This is a genomic window from Dyadobacter sp. NIV53, assembly GCF_019711195.1.
GTDB lineage: Bacteria > Bacteroidota > Bacteroidia > Cytophagales > Spirosomataceae > Dyadobacter.
This window is the reverse complement of record NZ_CP081299.1, coordinates 5251449-5271046: the sequence shown is the minus strand read 5'-3', so window position 1 is coordinate 5271046 and position 19598 is coordinate 5251449. Positions and strand designations below refer to the sequence as shown.

Genomic DNA, 19598 nt, shown 5'->3' with positions numbered 1-19598 from the left:
TGTTCAAAACTTTAACAATCTTAGGTATTCACTTGGCATTGCAATGATGTTCAATGGATTTCCTTTGATTTTTTTTATACGTGATACTTTAAAGATTGGGCCTGCAAGTAGTGTTTTCACTGCCGTTTTTTTTGTTTTGGCACTTATTTTAATGGTTCCGACGCATCTTTTCCAACGCCTCTATAAGCCCAATACCATTCTGTTTAATCTGGGATTGGGGTTTCTCCTTATATCGTTTTATTACTTCATGTTTATCAATTCAGGAGGAAAACCGATTGCTGACATAGGTAATTATGTATTTATTTTCGCCTTTTTGGTATTGCTGCTCCATACTCCAAACGAAGTATCGGAAACGCTTGTCACAGTACTATTTCTTCTTTCATTATTCTGTAATATCACACTCGTATATTCCCTGTTAACCGATCCTAACTGGTCTCCGGGTATGCGTGCGGCCGTTAGTTTTTCCAATGATGGTGCCCAGCCGGGAGGAAATCCGCATATCACCGCACGAAACGGTGTAATATGCCTCGTAACAGCGTTGGTACTGCTTGGAAAAACGCCTGGTGTATTTACCAGAATATTCCTGTTTTTCTCTGTACTTTTTAGTCTGGGTGTGGTAGTTCTTTCTCTGGCTAAATCAAGTTATCTGGGAATTGGTCTCATGCTGGCTGCGTACATGATTTTCCATTTCAAAGTATCCAGTGTATTTACAGCTGTGGGAAGCCTATTCAAATTTAAAAACTTTATCGTTTTTCTGTTAATCCTGGTTGGGCTTAACTACTTTCTGAGCCGTTACGGAGATATCTTCAATTTGATCCTGGGTTATTGGGATGTATTTGAAAACCGGATCATGGATGTAATTTTCACTTCTTTTGGGGTAAAACTTACAGAAACAGCTGATGTAGATTATTCGGCAATGGGTCGCGTCAGTGGTTTCGGTGAATTTCTTGATACCGTTTATTCATGGGATGTGTTTTTAGGAAGAGGTTATAAAAGTTTTTATCTGGACGTTCCTATCCTGGAATCTTTTGTAAATCACGGCATAATAGGGTTTGCATTTTTTGCTTCGTTCAACTTGTTCCTTTTACTTTTTGCGATCAGGGAAATCAGAAGAAGTACCAATTCCCTATCAACCTTCCTGGCTTATTTTTTCATCTCACTGACCATATTACTAATCACCGGAGGAAGGCCTACAGATATTGCTTTCTGGTTTCCTTACGTGACCATGATGCGGTTCCTGGGTATTGGATATATCACTAATTACCTGGCACCGGCAAAACAAAATACTCTGGAAACGATTTCTGTTTAATACTGTTTAAAAATATTTGCCAATAACCCTGAAAAATCTTTGTTAATGTACGGGTTCATTAACATTTCAACCCGACTAATGAGAGAAAGAGTAGAACAACTCGATGGATTACGAGGCATTTTTGCTCTCCTTGTAGTGGCCCATCATCACAATGCTTTTAAAAATTCCATCCTTTACAACAACTTTTTTGTAATCAATTCAAGTCTGTTTGTAGATTTTTTCTTCGTGCTGAGCGGATTTGTAATTGCTATGAATTACATCGGTAAGCTAAGTACAGGGCAGGATTTTTTCCAGTTTATAAAAAAACGTTTCTTCCGCCTTTATCCGCTTTTATTTTATTCTGAAATTGTGTTTCTGATCGCCAATCTCACTGGTGAACACAGTGTATTAAAAAATTCATCCAATCTCGGCCTTTCCTATTATTTCCTGACTGCCCTGGATACACTTACCTTCATGGGATCTACACCTGTATTGGGTGGCTGGATCGGGCTCAATTATCCTGCCTGGTCTATTTCTTCTGAAATGATATCCTATGTCTTTTTTGGGCTTATTCTGCTCTTTATTCCAAAGCAAAAAAACCTGGCGTTCCTGGCAATTATACTTTTTGCAGGTATTTTTATTATTGATCGCGATGAATATCTGCTGACTTATGACTACGGTTTTATCAGAGGGCTGCTTTGTTTTTGTATAGGAATTTTTACGTTTGAAATTATCAAAAACCGGAATTTAGAATTATCATTTTTAGAAATCCCTTATTTGATTTTACTGGTTTCAATGATGTATCTGGTGCATCACTATCAGCTAAATGTTTGGAAACTGGTATTTCCTTTTATCTTTTCTGCCGGCATATTTGTTTTCTGTAATTCGACAGGTTTTGTTACAAAAATGCTGAGTAACAGGCTTTTTCAATATTTGGGACGTATCTCCTACTCTATTTATCTCAACCACGCTATTGTTCTGATATTTGTAAACATCATTCTTTTCAGAATGTTAAAATCCCCTCAAACCGAATGGATGATCGGATTTTCCCTGTTTATTTCTATTGCCATTACCATCATCTATTCTCATTTCACGTATGAATGGATTGAGAAACGATTTGGCCAGTTTCTGAAAAAGACATTTTGACTTTTAAATAAAACCTTCCTTTTTCGGCATAGCCCGATACATTCGGCGGGACAACTTTATTAGGAATTTCATAAACCATTTCAGTTCCTGATTGGTTAATTATACAGATAATTGATTTTTGGTTATTTCAGGATTTAAAACATTCCTTACTTACTATTTAAAACGATCTGTTATGTCTTCATTCAAAGAACTTATAAATGGGAACAAACCCGTACTCGTTGATTTTTCAGCTGAATGGTGTGGCCCATGTAAAATGATGAAACCTATTTTGGATACATTAAAATCTGATTTGGGCGATGCTGCAACAATCATCAAGGTAGATGTGGATAAAAATCCATCCGCTGCACAGGCATACAAAATTCAGGGGGTTCCTACACTGATCGTTTTCAAACATGGAAAACCAATGTGGAGACAGTCTGGAGTAGTACAGGCGGACCAGCTTAAATCAGTAATTAAAAAATATTTGTAATCTTTGCCGGCCACAGTGTGACTGCCACAGTGTGACTGCCACAGTAAGACTGCCACCGATAAAACAAAAATGATCAGTAAAGGAAATTTGGAAGTTATTAACAGCATAGATTTCTCGGACAGGGAAATACCGGAAAGTGAGTTTGAACAATTTGAATTTATTAACTGTACATTTTCCAGTGTTGCGGGAATAGAGCTTACGGATTGTATTTTTACCGATTGCAATTTCAGCAATGCCACGTTTGCAAATTGTAAAATGAACGACGTGACTTTTTATAATTGCAAGTTATTGGGCGTTAATTTTTCGGAGACTAAAGACTTCGGTTTTTTGGTAAAATTCGATAACTGCATTTTAGATTATGCTATTTTTGATAACAAAAAACTGAACAAAAGCAGCTTCACCAATTGCAAAATCCACAATGCTGACTTTACTCAGGCAGATTTATCAAAATGCAAACTGCATAATTGTGACTTTTGGGATGCTGTATTTGTCAATACCAATGTAGGTGGAGTAGACTTTACAACCAGTAAAAATTTCACGATTGATCCGACTAATAATAATGTGAGAAAAGCCAAGTTCCTTTCATCCGATCTGGCAGGGCTTCTTACAAAATTTGATATAATTATTAAATGATATTGAACTGATTTTCAGTCTTAGTTTCTTCTTTATAAAAATTCCACTTTTGGATTATGCAGGAAAAATTATTTGCAAAGAACGTTTACACAGGGAATGAAATCCTTAAAGATCAGTTGATTACAGTTGAAAACGGGAAAATAAACGCTATTTCCCATTCTGCTTATTCACCGGAAGTTAAAATTGTAAATAATCTTGCAGCCGGGTTTTTCGATAGCCATATCAATGGTGGAGAGAAATTTTATTTTACACAAAAAGCGGATGAAGAAACGATTGACGATATTTATCAGGCAAGTTTCCAGACCGGAACAGCCTACGTATTGCCAACATTAATTACATCGCCCCAGGACAATATTTTAAAAGGGATTGAAGCCATTAAAAGTTACCAGAAAAAAAATCCTGGCTCAGGCGTTTTGGGAATGCATTTGGAAGGCCCATTTTTAAACCCAGTCAAAAGAGGTGCTCATTTAACGGAATACGTTCGCAAACCAACCAATGCCGATCTTGAGGAAATAATTCATTACGGTAAAGATGTCATTAGCCTGATGACGATAGCGCCGGAAATGTTCACGACAGATCAGATCCAGATGCTTTTAGATTCAGGCATTACTATATCAGCCGGACATTCTAATGCAACTTATGAAGAGGCTGCAAAGGCTTTTTCGCAGGGAATAAACCTTGTAACGCATCTTTACAATGCCATGTCAGCATTTGGACACCGTCAGCCTGGGCTTGTTGGTGCTACTTTTGATACTCCGTCTGTTTATGCGCCAGTTATTATCGATGGCGTTCATTGCGATTTTGCAGCTGCAAGTGTCGCTTATATGATCAAAAAAGACAAACTTTTTCTTATTTCTGATGCACTGTTTTTAGGAGAAAAAGTAACTGAATTTAAATGGGGAGAATTTGATGCTTATCTGAAAGACGGAAGGTATACCAACTCAGACGGAAATCTGGCAGGAGCAACTATTTCATTGGGTGATGCTGTTCGGAATGCAGTACAAAAAATCAATATCCCGGTTCAGGAAGCAATAGAAATGGCAACGATCAGGCCTGCAAAAGCCTTGGGATTATCCAATAAAATCGGGCAGATTGCCGTTGGTTTCCCGGCTGTTTTTACCACTTTTGACGATGGGCTGGAAAAGTTTGAGGTTTTGAAATACTGATTTTGCCAGAAAGTCACAAAGACAAAGCAGTGATTGTTAATTTTCATCCTTAGTGTGTCCTTGCATTAGCTGCAAAAAAATCCTAAACTATCAGCAAACCGCCTTTTCTCAGATCTGCCCAGGTTTTGGACTGAACCAGCGTCTCAAAACTCCCCAATCCCAAAGATTCAAAATCATTTCTTAACAATTCAAAAGCATAAGTTTCCGGATTGGCGATCAGGATTTTTGGCATGATCTCTACCAGCCATTCTGCTATTTCAACTTCCGCTTCAACAGCCCATTCTTTCTTTTTGTTATAAAAAATCAGTTCGGCAACTTCATAAATCTTTTTACCCCTTTTCTCCTCAAACACTGATAATTCTGGCAAACTTCCTAACCAGGTTACAAGCGCATTTGGCCTGCTAACGGAATCCGGTAAGTCGCGGACACTTTTTTCAATATATTTCGGAGAAACGGAAGTGGAAGGAACTTTAAAATCAAACCAGCGTGAAAGTGGAAAATCCAGGCAAACGCTATGCATGTAATTGAAAAGTGATTTTCTCAATCCTTCCGCAAAAAGATCATGATCGGCCCCTAATGGATCTAGGTGTTCCAGATCGTTATTTGCAAATTTACCCGTATCCGGCCCGATACGCATAACATCAAATTCTTCCGGATGCAAACCAACCGGACTGTGTGCAGTCATTGCGAAACGATGCCAAAAACCGGACTGGACAATTCCCTGCTGAAATAATTGCCTCACCATTTCCAACGCATCAATCGTTTCCTGAGCGGTCTGTGTGGGGAAACCATACATTAGATACGCATGCACCATAATACCAGCCTGCGTAAATGCATCCGCAACTCTTGCCACCTGTGCAACCGTTACGCCCTTTTTCATACGTTCGAGCAAACGGTCAGATGCAACTTCCAACCCACCGGAAATGGCAATACATCCCGAAGCTTTCAGCAGCAAGCACAGGTCATGTGTAAAATTCTTTTCAAAACGAATATTCGTCCACCAGACAACAGTTAGTTTTCTGCGTATAATTTCCAGTGCCAGATCCCGTAACAACGCTGGTGGTGCAGCCTCATCTACAAAATGAAATCCGTTTTGCCGGGTTTGTTCTATAATCTCTTCAATACGATCGCAAAGCAGTCCGGCTGTCATCGGCTCGTACCGCCTGATATAATCCAGTGATATATCACAAAAAGAGCATTTACCCCAATAACATCCATGCGCGAGCGTAAGCTTATTCCAGCGGCCATCGCTCCAAAGCCGGTGCATAGGATTTACAATTTCTATTACTGACAAATAATCGTGTAAAGGCAAATCGCTGTAATCCGGTGTGCCGGTATCACGTTGCGGGACGTCTTTTTCATTAGCACCATTATGATAAATTACTTCACCGTTAACACGTGAATAAACCCGTTTCAATTGTGTTATTTCCCTTTCGCCGTCCAGATATTCAAGTAATGATAATAGCGGCGCCTCTCCATCATCCAGACAGATAAAATCTATATAATTAAAAACGCGTGATTCTTTTAACGAACGTAATTCTGTGTTGGCAAAACCGCCGCCCATGACTACTTTAATATTTGGATGATGTTTTTTTAAATACTGTCCGCACTTAAATCCACCATATAAATTACCCGGAAATGGAACTGTAATACAAACCATGTCAGGCTGGTATTTCTGGATTTTCTGTTCCAGTAAAAGTGTTAGTATTTGAGATAAAAGTGTATCAGTAGATTCCAGGGCAGCCTCCATTTCATCAAAATGCGTTGCTGATCTGCCTAAACGCTCTGCATAACGGCTGAATCCAAAATGGGGATCAACGGCCTCTTGTATGAGATCACCCAGATCTTCAAGATATAAAGTAGCAAAATGACGGGCTTTATCATGAATTCCCATTGTACCAAAAGCCCAGTCCATATCTTCAAGCTGCTGAAAACGGCTGGCTTCCGGCAGATAACTTCGGTCACAAATACTATGGGCCAGAGTTGGATTGTTATTTTTTAAAAATCTGATAACCGGATCAATCGTAGATATATAATCATCTTTCAGCGAATAAATCCGGTAACTGTTTTCCGTTAGTTCCGCATCAGAATTATCAAGATCCGAGAAAAGCTTTTTTAGCCCTTTTGAAGAAAACAATGCCAGAATCACATCAATACCCAAATCAGCCTGATACGATTCTCTTCCCAAAGTATTCAAAAACCCTTTGAGATAAGCAGTTGCAGGATACGGTGTATTGAGCTGGGTAAATGGCGGGGTAATAAATAGTGTTTTCTTTTTCAATGCAAAACTGGTTTTTTACAGGTGCAAAGATACAGCTTTGGAGAAACCTTTTCTAGTTAACTCTCAGTAGCTTGTTGTTGAACAAAATGATGTAAATTTGATTAAACAATATAAATTCCAGAATTATGGAAGGGCGGGTAATAAATATTGATCCTGAAATTTTAGGCGGTACACCAGTTTTCTTTGGAACGAGAGTACCCATTAAAAATTTATTTGATTATTTGGAAACGGGTGACAACATTGAAACTTTCCTTGAAGATTTTGAGGGTGTTAGTAAAAATCAGGTTATAAAGGTTCTGGAAATGTCTCAGAAATTAATTGAAACATCAACAAACATTCTAAATGAAAATTTTGCTTGACGAATGTTTTACTAAACGATTGAAAAACCATTTAATGGAATTTGAAGTTTCGACGGTAAGAGAATTGGGACTTAGTGGAACCAAAAATGGTAAATTAATGACATTTTGTGTTGAAAATAATTTTGATATTTTACTGACTATTGACAAAAATTTGATGTTTCAACAAAATCTAGAAAAATATCCAGTCACTATAGTCGTTCTGAATAGTTTTACCAGTAAAATTGAAGAGCTAATTAGCTTTTTGCCATCATTAAAATCGCAAGTTACCATACTGCAAAAACATAAGGCTTATATTATAGATAAATGAGACATAAATAGTTTAAATCACTGCTCTTTATAGCAATACATTTGCTTCGGTTCTTATAAATTATTTTTTTATTCCTCAGGAGAATAAAACCAGTCCCAGAAATCCAATTTTCCAAAACATACATTTCCTTTGCCAACTTATTGAGCTGTGCAAATGGCGGGTAATAAAGCTCACTTGCCGAAAAATGTCATTCATAAATTCCACCACTTCAAAATAAAGAATTCATAATATCGTAATATAAAAACTAGTCCGTTTGGAGATGAAACAGGTATCATTACAATCTGAATGATAATTTATATTATGATACCAAGTTCAAGTGGTTTTCTATTAAGGGTTACTCTGATTACCTGTTTCATCTTTTTTTGCTACGCTCCTATTTTTGCCCAGGATAACAAATCCTATCCTGCTTCTGAATTTCCTGATCGGGTTATTCTTGGTTTTAAAGGAAACCCTGCTGTTTCACAAGCGGTTAACTGGCGTACCAATGAACAGGTTTCCGATGCAATTGCAGCCATTCACGAAGCTGATCCGTCTCCTGATTTTCGGCCAAATGCACTAATTGTAAAAGCACTGACACAAGCTGTGCAAATGGATGGCAAAACAGTGCATTATCACGAAGTTAATTTTACGGGTTTAAAACCTGCCACGCAATATGTTTACCGCGTAGGTGGTGGTTCCCACTGGAGTGAATGGTTTCATTTTACAACAGCATCTGATAAACCGGAGCCGGTATCATTTCTTTATTTCGGTGATGCACAAAATGACATTCGTTCTTTATGGTCGAGGACTATTCGCGGTGCTTATTCAACACTTCCGAAGGCGAATTTGATGATCCATGCCGGAGACCTGATCAACCGGTCTAACACAGATTATGAATGGGGCGAATGGTTTGAGGCGGGCGGCTGGGTAAATGGTATGGTTCCAAGTCTGGCAACACCAGGAAATCATGAATATTATAAAGACAAAGAGGGTAATCCACAAGTGTCGATGCATTGGAAACCTCAGTTTGCTTTGCCTGAAAATGGTCCGGAAGGGTTATCAGAAACTGCTTATTATATTGACTATCAAGGCATACGATTTATAACCTTGAATTCACAAGCTGCCATAATTGATTCTGTAACAATGAATAAACAGGCGGTCTGGTTTGAAAATGCAGCAAAAGACCAACCCAATCGCTGGGTGGTTGTGATCCATCACCATCCTATCTATTCTACCAAAAATGGTAGAGACAATGATGAATGGCGTTTGAAAATGGAACCACTTTATAAAAAATATAAGGTTGATATCGTATTGCAGGGCCACGACCATACTTATGGAAGAGGTATTAATATGCCGTTGGGACAAAGCAGAAAAAAACCGGACGGCCCCATTTATGTAGTATCCGTAAGCGGGCCGAAAATGTATGATATTGGTTTGCAAAACTGGATGGATCGTGCTGCGTCCAATACACAATTGTATCAGGTAATTACAATTGACCAGAAAAAGCTTGAATTTAAAGCATACACCGTAAATGGTGATTTATACGACTCCTTTGACCTGGAAAAAGATAAAAACGGGCAAAACACATTGGTAGAACTTTCTAATTCTTTAAAAATAAAGGAAAGACTCGACTTGCCGGAACACTACCAGAAAAGTTTTAAAAAGGAAGAATTAAAGGAATACAACGAGCGTTTCCAGGAATATAAAAAACGGAAAGGATTAAAATAAAAGGCCTGTTTTACTTCTTAACAGCCCAGAAAATCGCATTCCGGAAGATTGTCTGATATTCTTCGCTTTCAAACAATACCGGAGAATGTCCCATAAAAATGTACACATTCTTCGCATTTACTTTTTTGTTTGACCAGATGACCGGATGGTCGCCCATTTTAATTTTTGAATCCGGAGAATAAGTTGACTCATCTACACTGGCAATCACGTCAACATTCGGTCTCGGGCTTTTGTCGTAAACATACCATTCCTCCTTTTTTACTAAAAAGGAGGAAGGAATGCCTTTCATTACCGGATGTTTTTTGTTTTCCACTTTAACTGTTGCCGACGCAAAATCAGCAATGTAATTTTTAAATCGGATTCCACCCATAAAATCTGAAAACCATGGCCACATCTTATACCCGTCAAATTCTCCTAATAAAGTTGCGTGGTGAAATCCAATCCAACCTCCTTTTCCTTCATTGATATATTTTTCAAACGCAGTAATTGCCTCTGGTGTCCAGGCATAAGGCACGAAATCCAATTGGATAAATAACTGATATTGAGCTAAAAAATCATCATTTATCTGGTTTGTATTTTCAATAAAATCTATTGAGAAGTTTCGCTCTTCCGCCAGCTTTTCCAACCATATTTTAGCCGCTTTTGAGTATTCGACATGGTGCCCACCGTTTTCGGAAATGGCTAATACTTTAAAATCCGGTTTTTTAGTTTGTGCAAAAACCTGACTCTGAGCGTATAATAAAATCGTGAATATTAGATAAAAGCGATATTTACAAATGAAGTTTTTCATTAATCCAGAATTCATGATTTACATTAAACACTTATTTTAAAATCGGTAGAACGACATTGCTGCTGTTCTTTGAATCGTGGTAAATCATAATCTTTGATTTTTGAAAATCCTGTTCGTCTGCTTCAAAAATATTTATGAATTTTTGTGGATTTCTGTCAACCAACGGAAACCAGCTGCTTTGAACCTGAACCATTACACGATGGCCTTTTTTGAAGGTATGTGCTACTTCATTTAGTTTAAACGAAACTTTTTCTATCTTGTCCTTAGTAAACGGCTCCGGTTTGCTGAAACTGTTACGAAATTTACCACGAAATACTTCAGCTCTTACCATTTGCTGATAACCTCCCATTTGCGTTGGACGTTGTCCTTCTGATGCTGCCGTAATTGTAGAACCTGCCGGCCAAACGTCGATTACTTTAACAATAAAATCAGCATCACTTCCAGTCATGGACACAAACAGATTAGCCGCAATTTCACCAGTCAATGTCATATCCTGCGTTAAAGAATCGGTTTGAAATACCAGTACATCCGGGCGCTGGGAAGCGAATCTTTGATCCTCCACCATATACTCGTTATTCCTATGGCCACTGATTACGCCGGTGTACGGAACAGGTTTAGCAGGATCACTTTCATATTCACTCGCACTTTTTACTGCATCTGGTTTCGTATCTGAAAGCTTTCCATGTTCTCCAAAAAAATACGGAACCTGGTGACTGTTTTTCGGTGGCCATACATCGTAATTCTTCCATTGATTGGAACCAGTCTCAAAAACCGTTACCTCCGACTGGTCGAAACTGCCTTTATCTTTCAGGTAAAAGTTGAAAAATTTAGTTTCAATTTCATCCTGATAATATTTATTTAAATCTGAGCCAAACCGATAATTAGCAAAAGATTTCCACGAAGCCGCCGCCCATCCTCCATGCGTCCATGGCCCCATTACAAGTTTTGCATTGTTGCCTGGAGATTGCTTTTCAATGGCGGCATATGTTTTCAAAGCGCCATATAGATCTTCGGCATCAAACCAACCCCCTACAACCAAAACGGCAGGTTTAACGTTTTTCAAATGTTGTTTAATATTCCTCGACAGCCAGAACTCATCATAAACAGGATGTTCCACAATCTGTCTCCACACACTTTTAGGATCTGAAAAATAAGCGCTGGTATTTGCTTTTTTCAAGGGGCCAAAATCCAGGAAATACTGATAAGCATCACTATTAGCACCGGTTTTAAAGAACAGTTCATAATTTTCGCCATTTGCACTTTTCGGGCCGTCAAAACCACTGTAAAATCCGAAATTATCCATCAGGAAAAATGCACCATTATGGTAACAGTCATCTCCAATAAATTCGTCAGACATAGGCGCTTGCGGAGAAACTGCTCTTTAAGGCAGGATGTGCATCAGGCAATGCGGCGGATGAATAATATCCTGGAAATGAAATCCCATAGATTCCCGCTTTGCCATTATTTTTTGTATTCTTCAAAAGCCACTCAATCGTATCATACGTATCGCTCGACTCATCAACGTCCTTATTACTCTTTTTATCCACGATAGCAGGTGTCATTTCACGGAAATTCCCCTCACTTTTATACCGTCCCCGCGCATCCTGGTAAACGAAAATATATTTATCCCGCATTAACGAAACATTAGGCCCAATCTTCCTGCGGTAATTATTATCTCCATACGGCCCGGCTGAGTAAGGCGTCCGCTGCATCAATATTGGATAAGACTGCATTGTGTCTTTTGGCGTGTAAATAACCGTATAAAGCTTTACCCCATCCCGCATCAGAATAGTCCGTTCCGTTTTCCGGTAATTGCTTCTTACAAAACTGGTATCAGTTGTAACAGTATTTTGTGCCTGGGTCAATAGAGGAAGTATAAGGAGAAAGATAAAAAGTTGTTTCCTGAACATTGAATTGGAAATGGGTTAAAAAGTGGTATAGCAAAAATACGGAAAGAATTTTGGGATGGAGCGGTTTGAGAATAGGATTGTTTAAACGTAAGTCTAGTACGGCAATATGGAACTTGGCCAGATAATACGTCAGTCAGAGGCCTACTTAAAAATTATTCTCAAAAGCAACAGATTAAGGGTCTGTTGGTTCTTATAACCTACCGAATGAAGTCTATAATTGTTAAAACAGACTACGATCAACGAGTTTAGATAAAATGCCATAGGTATGACCAATTATATAGCCCTGGATTTTAATCTATGGAAAATAAAAACAAGATAATTTTGATAAGATATAATCCGCATTTTCACCGTTCCGCAATTTCCTAATTACCACATAAAACAAAAAAGCCCGCTAAAAGCGAGCTTGATTTGCAATAATTTCAGTGAAAGAAGTTACCCTCAATACACACGGTTTGTGACCCATAGGGGAATCGAACCCCTGTTTCAACCGTGAAAGGGTCGTGTCCTAACCGCTAGACGAATGGGCCGACTGGTCTCCTACTTCGTGAGCTTTTTAAGCACTTTCTTTCACTTTTCGTTTCCGTGTTCTGGAATCGTGGTGCAAAGATGCAGGACTGAATTTTAAATTCCTAACATCGGAAGGAAATATAATTCACTTATTTTTTACAACTCTCATTTTCAAGTCATTAAAATTCAAACTTTTTTTAATTTATTTTTCAATGCCGTTAAATTCCACGAACTTTCTAAATTTGGCTATACCTATTTTGAAATTCACTCACAGATTTATGATCAAATCTATTTATTGTCTCCTATTCCTTTTTTCGTTTCAATTTGCCATTGCTCAAAACAAAACTCCTGATCAGTATTTAGGCTACCCGCTTGGCTCTAAATTTACTTACCATCATCAAATCGTGGATTATATCCGGTTAATGGAAAGCCAGAATCCGGACCGCGTGAAAATAATACAATATGGCAGTACCAATGAAGGCCGTCCGCTGATTGCTGCCTTTATTTCTTCTCCTGAAAATATCAGCCGCCTGGAATCCATCAGGACCAATCATTTGAAAAGCATCAAAATGCTTGATGGCAAATCTGAAGGCACTGTCCCTCCTATTGTATGGCTCAGTTACAACGTACACGGCAATGAGGCAGTTTCCGCGAATACGAGCATGAAGGTTGTGTATGAACTGCTGAATAAGGAAAATGCTTTAACACAAGGCATATTAAAAAATACTGTGGTGATCATTGATCCGTGTGAAAATCCGGATGGCTACGACCGCTACACGCAATGGTACAACCGTTACCAGAGTGCAGTCCCGAACGTAACGCCGTATGCACTGGAACACGATGAACCATGGCCGGGAGGACGATTCAATCACTATCTTTTTGATCTGAACCGCGACTGGGCATGGCAGACACAAAAAGAAACACAGGCCAGAATTGCGCTTTATAACCAATGGATGCCTCATTTGCATGCTGATTTTCATGAAATGGGTTCCAATAGCAGTTATTATTTCCCACCTGCTGCAAAGCCTTTTCATAAGGATATCACCGGATGGCAACGAGAATTCAACGAATTGGTTGGAGAAAATTGTCGTAAATATTTTGATAAAAATAACTGGGCTTATTTTACCAGATACAATTATGACCTGTTTTACCCAAGTTACGGCGATACCTGGCCAACTTTCAATGGTGCGATTGGTATTACATATGAACAGGCTGGTGGTGGTGCCGGCGGTTTAGCCATTGAAAGAAAAAAGAAAAGGATACTTTAACCCTTGTGAGCAGGATCGATCATCATTTTGCAACCAGTATGGCCACGCTTGAATCCGTAACATCACACCAGGAACGTATCGTAAAAGAGTTTATCAAATTCCATGAAGATGCAGCAACAAATCCTGCCGGAGGTTTTAAAACTTATGTAGTAAAAAACCAGGGAAATGAAGAACGGGTAAGGTCATTCACAGAATGGCTGACAAAACAGGGATTTGAATATGGAATGGCTGGTAAAAATATGATTGCCAAAGGAACTGAACTGGCGAATTCTTCGGATCAATCCATAAAAATAGAAAGTAATGACTTGCTGATCAGTGCTTATCAACCCAAATCAAACCTGATCAGGATACTTTTTGAAACTAAACCGGTTTTGGAAGATTCAGTTACGTATGATCTTACAAGCTGGGGAATGTCTTATTTGTTTGGATTGAAAACATATGGTTTGAAAGAAAAACTGGCGCCGGTTGCTTATAAAACTCCGGTAATTGAAAACAAAATTTCAGAGGTTTCGCCTTATGCTTACTTAGCACGCTGGTCGGCGGTGGAAGATGTTGTTTTCCTCTCAGAACTTTTAAAAAGGAATATGCTGGTGCGCAGTTCAAATGTTGATTTTGAGATTGATAAACTTAAATTTGAAGCCGGTACACTTGTTATCACAAAAAAAGGAAACAGTCAGAAAGATTTTGACCAGCTTGTAACATCACTGGCTACAAAACATCATGTACAGCTTATTCCTGTAAAAACTGGTTTTGTAACATCCGGAGCAGATTTCGGATCTCCTCAATTTGTACCTGTTTTGAAATCCCCAAAAATAGTAACTGTTGGGGGCCCTGGCATTTCCGCTACATCATTCGGTGCGGTTTGGCATTACTTTGAAAAACAGATTGAATATCCAATGACCATTATTAATGGAGACAAACTGGCTAATTTACCATGGAGTGAAATTGACGTTTTGATCCTTCCTGCCGGGAAATACGCCAATATTATGAATGAAAAGGTAATTGACATGCTACAGGAATGGATCAGGAATGGAGGCAAACTTATTGCTATGGAACAGGCAACGGATATTTTTATAAATAAGCCAGGGTTCGGGCTTACTAAAAAGATTTCTGAAAAAAGTAAAGAGCCGGATGTATTCAAAAAATTCGGTGATCAGGAGCGTCTCGAAGCAAGTGATTCTTCTCCGGGGAGTATGTTCATTATTAATTTAGACAAAACACATCCGCTTGCCTTTGGCTGCAATCAGGAATATTATACATTGGTAAGAGATTCCTACGATATCGGCTACCTGAAAGATGGCTGGAACGTCGGATATCTTGACGATAAGGGATATGCAGCTGGGTTTGTGGGTAAAAAAATGACCGAAAAATTAAAAAACACACTGATTATGGGTGTTCAGCCAATGGGAAAAGGACAAGTAGTATATCTAATGGATGATCCGCTATTCCGAGGAATGATATACAACGGAAAAATATTATTCAGCAACGCTGTATTCAGATAAAACAATGGCCGTCCGGTAGTTTAATAAACAAAATACCGGATGGCCATTTCATATCCTTTTAAGCCCAAACCGCAAATCATACCTTTGCATACACGGGTCAGGTGACTGTGGTGGCGGAATGATTCCCTTGCATGAATATTGGAAATATGTACTTCTAGCGCAGGTGTAGTCACAGCCGACAACGCATCAGCAAGAGCAATAGAGGTATGTGTATAAGCGCCGGCGTTAATCACAATCCCATCAAAAGAAAAACCAATTTCATGAATTTTGTCAATCATTGCACCTTCATGATTGGATTGAAAATAATGGATTTCATGATCAGGAAAAATATTTCTCAGATCCAGCAGATAATCCTCAAATGACTGATTACCATATACGCCGGGCTCACGTTTCCCCAAAAGGTTTAGATTCGGGCCGTTAAGGATTAATATTTTTTTCATATTGTTTAGATTTTGGCTATTAGCCGCGCGACGGACCGCTGTTAGCTTTTAGCCACGATTCTTGATTTATTTTTTTGATTTTACCCGTAGTTTATCTTCTTTTCATCAAACTCGCAAAAGTATTATACATTGCAACATTGATATTCATTGTATTGCTGTTTTTTGTATTCATTCAATCAATTAAAATTAGAGTATGTGGCAAAGCTACATCAAACATTTTAAAAATTATCTCCGCTTAGAGAGGTCATTTTCTGATAATTCTATACAAGCTTATGTTCGTGACGTAGAAAAACTGGCGGAATATCTTGAAATGAATCAAATCGATGTTACTCCAAAAGGTCTTTTGGAAGAGCACGTGCTTGGTTTTCTGAAATATGTTACGGAATTGGGCCTTGCAGCACATTCCCAGGCAAGAATACTTTCCGGAATAAAGGCATTTTACAAATACCTGGTTCTCGAAAACGAAATTACCGAAGATCCAACAGAACTGATCGGTGCACCACGGCTCCCCAGAAAACTTCCGGATGTTTTGTCTTATGAAGAAATAGAGGAAATATTAACCAATATTGACCACTCAACGCCCGAAGGAACCCGTAACCGGGCCATCATTGAGGTTCTGTATAGCTCCGGCCTTCGTGTCTCGGAATTGATCAATATGCAGCTCACGAATTGCTATTTTGATATCGGTTTTATTCGGGTACTTGGCAAGGGCAATAAAGTCAGGCTGGTACCAATTGGAAAGGAAGCAATTAAATATGTTGAAATTTATCTTGAACATGTCAGAAATAAAATAGCTGTACACAAAGACAGCGAGGATATTGTGTTTCTGAACAGAAGGGGAAAGCAGCTCACCAGGGTCATGATTTTTCTGATCATCAAAGATGCTACTGAAAATGCCGGGATTGATAAAAACGTAAGTCCGCATACATTCCGGCACTCATTTGCCACACACTTAATAGAAGGTGGTGCAAGTTTGAGAGCAGTACAGGAAATGCTCGGCCATGAATCCATTACGACAACGGAGATCTATACACATTTGGATAGAGATTATTTACGTCAGATTATTACCGAATTTCATCCAAGAGGTTAAGATGGCGAGAATGGCAGCCATCGGCACTATTTTTTATCCGCTTCTTCCAGTAACGAATCCAGTTTAAGAGAATCAGAATCAGGTAGTGCGCCTGGTAATGCACGGTTCAATTGCTTTGGCCTGTTCCAGGGTGCAGTGGTACGGCTCGACATATCGTAGGATATATAAATAAACAAGGCTACAAACAAAATTAATACAACGATGAAAATCTTACGGTTTTTATTGGGCTTCTCCATTGGTTTCAACTGGCTTCTCTAACTTCCTTAGGTGTAATATAATAAACCAGATTACCTGATTTACCTGAAATTTCCTCCCATTTCTGATTTTCAAATTCAATAATAGCAATACCGCATTTTTTCATAGAGCCTATATGAGATCCTGAAAGATATTCAGCAAAGTATGTAATATCAGGATTATGGCCAAAAAGTATCAGCCACCTGCTTTCTTCGGGGTTTTTATTGACAGCACTTAAATAAGCCTGCGGACCGCCATCGTATAAGTCCTGTGTTGCAACAATATTTGCAACATCAAAATACATTTGATCGGCAACTACCTCAGCGGTTTTGTATGCCCTAGGGGCTGCACTGGTAATGAAATGATCCGGATTTATATTTTTACCATAAAGCCATTTGCCCATTAAAGTGGCTTCAGAAAGCCCTTTATCAACGAGCTGTCTGTCAAAATCCTTTATTTTAAAACTCTGATCTTCGGCGGTGGCGTGGCGAACTAAAATGAGTATCTTTTTCATTTTTAATTTTTGCGTAAATTACAAAATCAAAACGTGTATACATGAATGTAAGCACAGAAATACTTGAAAAGTTATATGACCATTTAATGCGCTGAAAATACCTTTTGACATTATTTATATCCCTAACTGGGATAATTAATCCGTAATTTTGTTGAAAGAATAGCAGTGAATTTCAAATCAACGATTTATATAATTTATGTTACAGTTTTTTAAATATGTTTTAGCCACAATAGTTGGCTTAGCCGTTTTCTTTTTTCTTTTCATTTTTATTGTTGCCGGAATAGGAGCCGCGTTCTCATCCGAGGACAAAGTTGTGGTAGAAGATAAATCTATTCTTAAACTGGATTTGAATAAACCCATTTCAGAAGTTGGTGTTGAAAACCCTTTCGCTGAAATTGGCGGGCCATTTGGAGGAAGTGAGAATGCAGTAGGCTTAAAGGATATTCTGGAAGCACTGAAAAATGCACAGACCGACGATAAAATTAAGGGCATTTATCTTAAAACAGAAGGTCCTGAAACAGGTTGGGCAACACTGGAAGAGATCAGAAACCAGCTTTTAGAATTCAAAAAATCAAAGAAATTCATTGTTACCTACGGTGAATCTTTCTCGGAAAAAGGCTATTACATCGCTTCCCTCGCAGATAAAATTTATTTAAATCCGGCTGGCGGAATGGAATGGAACGGCCTTTCTGCTGAATACAGTTTCTTTAAAGGCACTTTTGATAAGCTTGAAGTAAAACCTTTGATTTTCCGTGTGGGTGAGTTCAAAAGCGCTATTGAAATGTTCTCGCGCCAGGATATGAGTGAGGCAAGTAAAAAGCAGTCATCTGAGCTGATCGCCGCAATTAATGGTAATTTCCTGAAAAATATTTCTGCATCACGTAAAATACCTGTTGATCAATTGAAAGGATTAGCCGATTCACTGGCTGTTGAGAATCCGGAATCTGCATTAAAATACAAGCTTGTTACAAATCTTGGTTATTGGGATGAATTTGAAAACGTCCTGAAAAAAGATTTAAAGATTGAAGACAAAAAAGAAGTTTCTTACATAGGTGTCGACAAATACCTGAAAGGCGAAAGCATTGGAAAAGAAGGGGATTTTGACAAGCGTATTGCTGTGCTGGTTGCCGAAGGTGAAATTTCAAGCGGAGAAGGCAGCGACGAGTCTATAGGTTCTGAAAAGTTTGTGAAGGAAATTAAAAAACTTCGTGATAATGACAAGATCAAAGCCATTGTACTCCGTATCAATTCTCCCGGCGGAAGCGCACTTGCATCGGATGTAATGTGGAGAGAAATTCAGATTACAGCCAAAAAGAAACCAGTTATTGCTTCCATGTCGGATGTTGCTGCATCAGGTGGATATTATATGGCTATGGGTTGCGATAAGATTGTTGCACAGCCAAATACAATTACAGGTTCGATTGGGATATTCGGACTTATTTTTAATGTAACTGATTTCATGAATAATAAGCTGGGTGTCACGTTTGACCATGTTGGTACCAATGCCCACTCTGACTGGCCTACTGCGACACGCGAAATGACTGAATTTGAAAAGTCCATGGTTCAGAAGAGCGTTAATGAAGGTTATGAGAAATTTACGGCTAAGGCTGCGGCAGGAAGAAAAATGCCTGTTGAAAAATTAAAAAGTCTAGCACAAGGCCGTGTATGGTCCGGTGTAGAAGCCAAGGAAAATGGACTGGTAGATGAATTAGGCGGTATTGACAAAGCTATCAGTTTGGCTGCTACAACCGCCAAATTAGATAAAGATGATTACCGTGTTCGGTATTATCCTGAAAAGAAAAAGCCACTTGAAGAGCTATTTACTAAAATGATGGGCGACGAAGAGCAAAAAGTAATGGATAAAAATCTCGGAGAAATGTCCACTTATGTTAAAATGTATAAAAAACTCATGAACATGGGCGGAACGCAAACCAGAATGCCTTTTGAACTGGTGATAAAATAGCTTAGAGTTTAGAGTTTAGATAAC

At 38.6% G+C, this 19598-nt stretch carries 19 protein-coding genes and 1 tRNA gene; 12 read left to right on the top strand and 8 right to left on the bottom strand.

Translation table 11 applies throughout. The annotated features are described in order from the left end of the window. Window positions 1-247: 247 nt before the first annotated feature. The 5 genes from KZC02_RS21840 (at window position 248) to nagA (ending at window position 4702) form a co-directional block, all read left to right on the top strand. A complete protein-coding gene (locus tag KZC02_RS21840; RefSeq protein WP_229253723.1) occupies window positions 248-1309 on the top strand; it encodes a hypothetical protein in 1062 nt (353 codons plus the stop codon). 78 nt (window positions 1310-1387) lie between these two features. Then, entirely contained in the window at window positions 1388-2434 is a 1047-nt protein-coding gene (locus tag KZC02_RS21835; RefSeq protein WP_221390633.1) for an acyltransferase, read from the top strand. A 172-nt stretch (window positions 2435-2606) separates the two neighbouring features. Then, window positions 2607-2903 carry a thioredoxin gene (gene trxA / locus KZC02_RS21830; RefSeq protein ID WP_221390632.1) on the top strand — a complete coding sequence of 99 codons (297 nt, stop codon included), beginning with the start codon at window positions 2607-2609 and terminating at the stop codon, window positions 2901-2903. Window positions 2904-2972: 69 nt separating this feature from the next. After that, window positions 2973-3536, top strand: coding sequence for a pentapeptide repeat-containing protein (locus KZC02_RS21825; RefSeq protein ID WP_221390631.1), 564 nt, complete (start codon window positions 2973-2975; stop codon window positions 3534-3536). Between the two features lie 56 nt (window positions 3537-3592). Next, window positions 3593-4702, top strand: a complete 1110-nt coding sequence (gene nagA, locus KZC02_RS21820; protein ID WP_221390630.1) for an N-acetylglucosamine-6-phosphate deacetylase — start codon at window positions 3593-3595, stop codon at window positions 4700-4702. Between the two features lie 82 nt (window positions 4703-4784). Here the strand turns inward: nagA and KZC02_RS21815 are convergent, their stop codons facing one another. Beyond that, the gene (locus KZC02_RS21815) at window positions 4785-6983 is read right to left on the bottom strand and encodes a radical SAM protein (RefSeq protein WP_221390629.1); all 2199 of its coding nucleotides are present in this window, start codon (window positions 6981-6983) and stop codon (window positions 4785-4787) included. A gap of 125 nt (window positions 6984-7108) precedes the next feature. Here KZC02_RS21815 and KZC02_RS21810 point away from each other — a divergent pair, with 125 nt between their 5' ends. The 3 genes from KZC02_RS21810 to KZC02_RS21800 all read left to right on the top strand — a co-directional run bounded on the left by KZC02_RS21810 (window position 7109) and on the right by KZC02_RS21800 (window position 9356). Continuing rightward, window positions 7109-7342 carry a DUF433 domain-containing protein gene (locus KZC02_RS21810; protein WP_221390628.1) on the top strand — a complete coding sequence of 78 codons (234 nt, stop codon included), beginning with the start codon at window positions 7109-7111 and terminating at the stop codon, window positions 7340-7342. Continuing rightward, window positions 7326-7649: a DUF5615 family PIN-like protein gene (locus tag KZC02_RS21805; RefSeq protein WP_221390627.1), complete on the top strand. Its 324-nt coding sequence runs from the start codon at window positions 7326-7328 to the stop codon at window positions 7647-7649. The genes KZC02_RS21810 and KZC02_RS21805 overlap by 17 nt, the downstream gene beginning before the upstream one ends. A 300-nt stretch (window positions 7650-7949) precedes the next feature. Next, window positions 7950-9356 (top strand): metallophosphoesterase family protein, encoded by a 1407-nt coding sequence (locus tag KZC02_RS21800; protein WP_221390626.1) that lies wholly within the window; start codon window positions 7950-7952, stop codon window positions 9354-9356. A gap of 10 nt (window positions 9357-9366) precedes the next feature. On the opposite strand, the gene KZC02_RS21795 is transcribed toward KZC02_RS21800, so the two are convergent. From KZC02_RS21795 to KZC02_RS21785, 4 genes are all read right to left on the bottom strand, one after another. Then, the gene (locus tag KZC02_RS21795; RefSeq protein ID WP_221390625.1) at window positions 9367-10146 is read right to left on the bottom strand and encodes a ThuA domain-containing protein; all 780 of its coding nucleotides are present in this window, start codon (window positions 10144-10146) and stop codon (window positions 9367-9369) included. Window positions 10147-10177: 31 nt separating this feature from the next. Further along, a complete protein-coding gene (locus KZC02_RS21790) occupies window positions 10178-11503 on the bottom strand; it encodes a CocE/NonD family hydrolase (protein WP_255636943.1) in 1326 nt (441 codons plus the stop codon). After that, entirely contained in the window at window positions 11496-12056 is a 561-nt protein-coding gene (locus KZC02_RS32585) for a CocE/NonD family hydrolase (protein WP_255636942.1), read from the bottom strand. The genes KZC02_RS21790 and KZC02_RS32585 overlap by 8 nt, the downstream gene beginning before the upstream one ends. Before the next feature lie 455 nt (window positions 12057-12511). Continuing rightward, window positions 12512-12583, bottom strand: a tRNA-Glu gene (locus KZC02_RS21785). A 258-nt stretch (window positions 12584-12841) separates the two neighbouring features. Between KZC02_RS21785 and KZC02_RS32060 the strand changes: the two genes are divergently transcribed. Continuing rightward, the gene (locus KZC02_RS32060) at window positions 12842-13831 is read left to right on the top strand and encodes a M14 family zinc carboxypeptidase (protein WP_229253722.1); all 990 of its coding nucleotides are present in this window, start codon (window positions 12842-12844) and stop codon (window positions 13829-13831) included. A gap of 5 nt (window positions 13832-13836) precedes the next feature. Further along, on the top strand, window positions 13837-15333 hold the full coding sequence (locus tag KZC02_RS32055; protein ID WP_229253721.1) for a hypothetical protein: 1497 nt from the start codon (window positions 13837-13839) through the stop codon (window positions 15331-15333). Window positions 15334-15353: 20 nt separating this feature from the next. On the opposite strand, the gene aroQ is transcribed toward KZC02_RS32055, so the two are convergent. Further along, window positions 15354-15773 (bottom strand): type II 3-dehydroquinate dehydratase, encoded by a 420-nt coding sequence (aroQ, locus tag KZC02_RS21775; RefSeq protein ID WP_221390624.1) that lies wholly within the window; start codon window positions 15771-15773, stop codon window positions 15354-15356. Between the two features lie 193 nt (window positions 15774-15966). Here aroQ and xerD point away from each other — a divergent pair, with 193 nt between their 5' ends. Beyond that, window positions 15967-16863 carry a site-specific tyrosine recombinase XerD gene (gene xerD / locus KZC02_RS21770; protein WP_221390623.1) on the top strand — a complete coding sequence of 299 codons (897 nt, stop codon included), beginning with the start codon at window positions 15967-15969 and terminating at the stop codon, window positions 16861-16863. 26 nt (window positions 16864-16889) lie between these two features. Here the strand turns inward: xerD and KZC02_RS21765 are convergent, their stop codons facing one another. Both KZC02_RS21765 and KZC02_RS21760 read right to left on the bottom strand, forming a co-directional pair. Then, window positions 16890-17099 (bottom strand): hypothetical protein, encoded by a 210-nt coding sequence (locus KZC02_RS21765; protein ID WP_221390622.1) that lies wholly within the window; start codon window positions 17097-17099, stop codon window positions 16890-16892. Between the two features lie 5 nt (window positions 17100-17104). Beyond that, entirely contained in the window at window positions 17105-17611 is a 507-nt protein-coding gene (locus KZC02_RS21760; protein WP_221390621.1) for a histidine phosphatase family protein, read from the bottom strand. Window positions 17612-17807: 196 nt separating this feature from the next. Here KZC02_RS21760 and sppA point away from each other — a divergent pair, with 196 nt between their 5' ends. Further along, window positions 17808-19574, top strand: a complete 1767-nt coding sequence (gene sppA, locus KZC02_RS21755; protein WP_221390620.1) for a signal peptide peptidase SppA — start codon at window positions 17808-17810, stop codon at window positions 19572-19574. The last annotated feature ends 24 nt before the right edge of the window (window positions 19575-19598 follow it).